Below are 3,605 nucleotides of genomic sequence, written 5' to 3'. Positions count from 1 at the left end.
TCAGACCTTCGGGTTGTCTTTGGGCGTCAACGACGGTCATGCCGCAACCGTGTATCATGACCTGAACGTGAACATTCTGGGCACCAACGAAGCGCCAGTGCTTTTGTCGCTCGGGCCAGACGGTTTTCACGCATGGTCAGGTACCCTCGCTACGGATGCCGACAGCAGCGTGCTGCATTTCAATGCCGCTGGCGACAAAGAGCTGGATTTTGGCACACTGCACGTGGGGGCAGACGGCGAATACTCCTACTCGCTGCATACAGACGAAGCCTCCATTGCAAAAATGGGTGCCGCGTATCAGGAGCAGGGGGTCCTTAAGGAAACCTTCAGCTTTTCTGTCACTGACAATGCCGAGGGTGGTACTCCTGTGGCAGGAGATCTGCATCTCAACATCAATGTGCACGACTGGGACGGACACGGCGGCAAGCTGATCTTTGGCGCAGATTCTGACTCGCTCGGCAATGCCGGGCACGATGTCCTCAACGGCGGTGCTGGTCACGACATCCTTTACGGCGGCCGGGGCGATGATGCCCTTTATGGTGATGCGGGTAACGATCATCTTTACGGCGGCGCTGGCAATGACTTTCTGGACGGCGGGGAAGGCTCCAATCACCTCTATGGCGGCTCTGGCAACGATATCTTTGTCTTCCACGCCAATGATGTGATCTTTGGCGGTTCGGTGGCCAGTGACGGAACCGTGGTGGACGACAGCATAGACGTGCTGCTGGTGGCGACTGCCGATATGGGAGCCTTTGCCGACAGCAAAAATGCCACCGGGGTTGAAGTTGTCATCAGCGGTGACGACGTTTCCAGCCTTACCAATCTGAAGGCGCTGGCAGAAATAGGCGTGACTATCAATGATGCGGACAAGTCCGTCACGCTCAGTCATGACTGGCACCAGAGCGCCGACAGCAATGTATGGTCCAACGGAGAATACTCCATAAGCACGCATACGGATGACGATGCAGTAAGCAAGGCCACTATTCAGATGACGACAGCCAACGGATAGAGAATATAATACTGAAGCGGCTGTAAGCGTGGCTGCCTATAAACCTGGCCGCCCGCTGCACCGCACGTGAACCCTGCCGGAAAATGATTTTCGCAGAACGATAGGTTTGAAAAAAAGAAACTCCAGAGCATCTGCTCTGGAGTTTCTTGCAAAATAATGCACTTCATATTCTTCTGAAATCTCACACAAAAAGCCCGCTCTCTGCAAAGAGAGCGGGCTTTTTGTGAAGTGCATGTCCGCAAACTTTCGGCAGGTGGTTTACGCCCTGCGAAACGGTGTTAGCGGCTCAACCCCAAATCCCGCAAAAGATTATCCACGGCCATATGGCCCATAGTTTCTGTGGCCCCCGCTGTGGAGGAAGAGCAGTGCGAACCCATGACCAGATTGTCCAGCTCGTACCATGCAGGATCAGCCGGGGGTTCCTGTTCAAACACGTCCAGGCCGGCACCGTAAATGCTGCCTGCCTGAAGAGCGGCCAGCAGGGCAGTTTCATCAATAAGGCCACCGCGTGCGGTATTGATGATAACGGCCGTTTTTTTCATGTTGGCAAGACGCTGGGCATTGATGAGGTTGCGGGTTTCGTCCGTCAGCACCGTGTGCAAGGTGATGAAATCCGCTTCACGGCAGATGCGGTCCACATCCGCGCGTTCAACGCCTTCGCTCTTGGCCCAGGCTTCGTCCCACGCGATGTCGTGCGCCAGAATTTTCATGCCAAAGCCCTGAGCGCGTTTGACAACGCAACGGCCAATGGCTCCCAGGCCAACGATGCCCAAGGTTTTGCCGAAAAGGTCGATACTGGTGATCTTGCTCCAGTCTTTCTGGCGGCAGCGGCGGTCGATAAGCCCGGCTTTGCGCGCCACCATCAGCATAAGAGTAAGGGCGTAGTCGGCTACGGCGTTGCTGTTGGCACCAACCGTGCGCGATACGGCAATGCCGCGCTGCTTGCAGGCTTCAAGATCGATATTGTCCAGCCCGACGCCATACTTGGCGATGGCTTTAAGTTCCGGCGCGGCGGCCAGCACCGAGGCATCCATAGGGTCCACACCCAGAATGACGCCCTGGCAGGAGGCCAGTTTTTCACGCATCAGATCGGCGGAAAGGATGCCACCGCTGTCGTTGCGTACAACTTCAAGCCCGGCTTGCGCCAGGCGGTCGAACAGTTCGGGATTGGTTTTGCCAAAAGAGCGGGGAGTAACAAGAATTTTCACAGCGATACCTCTTGGGGGCGGAGTGGCCGTCCGGCCTGGGCGGGGCCCATAAAAACATCCGGGTCGGTGGCGTACAGGCTTACTCCAAGAGCGGAAATTGTCAACGCAGAGTGTTGGTGACGTATGAAGGCCGCAGGCTGCTACCTGCGGCCTTCATACTGGCGCGTTGCTGGCGGTCAGAACTTTTTTAGTTTGAAATGCTCAGGCGGTTGCTTGAACAGGCGCCCGCCTTGGAGACCCAAGCGCGATTTATTTGCGCGGCTAAACGCCGTAGCGAGCGTGTCGTAAACTTTGAGAATTATATTCTCAAAATCAATCTGCTTTGGAGCAAATATGCGTGAAGCGGGCGCATAACGGCAAGCAACGTCTGCCGTACACATCCCGCGCAAGAATTTGAGAGCAAACCCTTGCGGCATTTCAAACGTAAAATGCTCTACACCTCGATATTGACCTTGCCGCCAATGCCCTGAGCCGCCAATCCGGCATTCTTGTCCAGAGCTGCCTGCATTTCCTGGCCCTTGCCGATGCTGCCGGTGATAACGGCAGCAGACATGCTGGCCTGAAAATCCAGGGCTTCACGGCTGATGGCAACGCTCATGCCCATTTGTACTTCATTCATGGCATGCTCCTTTGCAGCGGGGGCTAATCCCGCTACACTGTACTTATCGGCGGCTTGGCAAAAAAGTTTACCCGCAGGCCTGATTGGCGCGGCCAGTGTGTCTTAGTGTCTGTGTTTCTAGCAGTTCTGGCCGCCGCTGTACCGGTGTTGCGGCAGCATGCCGTTCGGTATACAAGAAAAGAAAAACACAGGATGTTACTATGAGTGAATTGCGTGACCTCAAGGCAACAACCATGCCCCTGCTGGATAGCGTGGTTGAACGCCTTTGCCATCCTTCGTCTCTGGACGCGGTGTGGCACCGTCCGGCACAGGGCGCGGCCATGCCTTCGCTGAAGGACCTTACCGAAATTATGGAACGCCTGCGGGCGGCTATTTTTCCGGGCTACTTCGGTTCCGCGCGGGTATGGCGCGAGTCCATGCGCTACCATCTTTCGGCCAATCTCGACACCATTTACCGCATGCTGTGCGAACAGATAGTGCGCGGTTTCTGCTTTGGCTGCGCGGGCGACAGCAACCCCTGTACGTCTTGCGAGTCGGATGGCGAAAAAGCCGCCGGGGCTTTTATGGACCGGCTGCCCGAAATTCGCAGGCTGCTGGCAGGTGACGCCAAGGCCGCCTATGAAGGCGACCCCGCTGCCACAAGCCCGGGCGAGACCATTTTTTGCTATCCGTCAATGCAGGCTATGCTGCATCACCGCATTGCTCACGAGCTGTATGAACTTCAGGTTCCGGTGATTCCACGCATCATATCCGAGATGTCGCATTCGGC

4 protein-coding genes are annotated in these 3,605 nt (G+C 56.1%); 2 read left to right on the top strand and 2 right to left on the bottom strand.

Features of this window, described 5'->3' with window-relative positions:
• Nucleotides 1-1,009, top strand: a 1,009-nt coding sequence (locus QM579_RS03730) for a calcium-binding protein (RefSeq protein ID WP_414997870.1), incomplete at its 5' end; no start/stop codon positions are given.
• A 278-nt stretch (nt 1,010-1,287) separates the two neighbouring features.
• Here the strand turns inward: QM579_RS03730 and QM579_RS03725 are convergent.
• Together QM579_RS03725 and QM579_RS03720 are read right to left on the bottom strand one after the other, a co-directional pair.
• Nucleotides 1,288-2,217, bottom strand: coding sequence for a phosphoglycerate dehydrogenase (locus QM579_RS03725; RefSeq protein WP_414997869.1), 930 nt, complete (start codon nt 2,215-2,217; stop codon nt 1,288-1,290).
• Nucleotides 2,218-2,650: 433 nt separating this feature from the next.
• Nucleotides 2,651-2,836 (bottom strand): hypothetical protein, encoded by a 186-nt coding sequence (locus QM579_RS03720; protein WP_414997868.1) that lies wholly within the window; start codon nt 2,834-2,836, stop codon nt 2,651-2,653.
• A 200-nt stretch (nt 2,837-3,036) separates the two neighbouring features.
• Here QM579_RS03720 and QM579_RS03715 point away from each other — a divergent pair.
• Nucleotides 3,037-3,605, top strand: a 569-nt coding sequence (locus QM579_RS03715) for a serine O-acetyltransferase (RefSeq protein ID WP_414997867.1), incomplete at its 3' end; no start/stop codon positions are given.

It is taken from the genome of Desulfovibrio sp., from assembly GCF_047607245.1.
Taxonomy (GTDB): Bacteria; Desulfobacterota; Desulfovibrionia; order Desulfovibrionales; family Desulfovibrionaceae; genus Desulfovibrio.
This window is presented reverse-complemented; position numbering and strand designations above follow the sequence as displayed.

What these genes read in the sequence shown, in the direction of transcription:
- QM579_RS03720 (WP_414997868.1), bottom strand. Translation starts at nt 2,836, where the DNA reads ATGAATGAAGTACAAATGGGCATGAGCGTTGCCATCAGCCGTGAAGCC.